At 32.0% G+C, this 441-nt stretch carries 1 protein-coding gene; it reads right to left on the bottom strand.

The window, feature by feature from the left end; genetic code table 11:
• The coding region (locus RCF13_RS07420; RefSeq protein ID WP_308141032.1) for a glycosyltransferase at positions 1–441 on the bottom strand (441 nt) is incomplete at both ends.

Below are 441 nucleotides of genomic sequence, written 5' to 3' on the forward strand. Positions count from 1 at the left end.
CTCTATTATATTTTCCAGATCATTAATTAACTTCTTTCTAATAAAACTTCTAGCTTCTACCCCTACATATTCAGCTTCCCCAGTATTACTTAAAGGCAAATTAATCATCCAGCCCACTTCTTCGCTATTAATCTCTGGCAAGGCTCTTATATTTGTCGTAATCACAGGAACACCTGCCGCTTGCATTTCTAAAACTGAATATCCATAAGTATCGGACCAACTAGGAAGTAAACCCACATGACTCTTTTGCAATAAATTCACTATTTCTATATGTGATAATTCCTTATAATGAATAATCCTATTATTTTTTTGTATTATTTGTTTTATTTCATCAATCTCTTGTCTTGTTACTGGTTTGGTATTATCTTCATATGCCTCTATATCTCCCACTAATATTAATTCTGCTTTTATATTCGGCTCCTTATTACATATCTCATCAAA

Origin of the sequence: Stenotrophomonas maltophilia group sp. RNC7 (assembly GCF_030910085.1) — a bacterium.
In the GTDB taxonomy this organism is placed as follows: domain Bacteria; phylum Pseudomonadota; class Gammaproteobacteria; order Xanthomonadales; family Xanthomonadaceae; genus Stenotrophomonas; species Stenotrophomonas sepilia.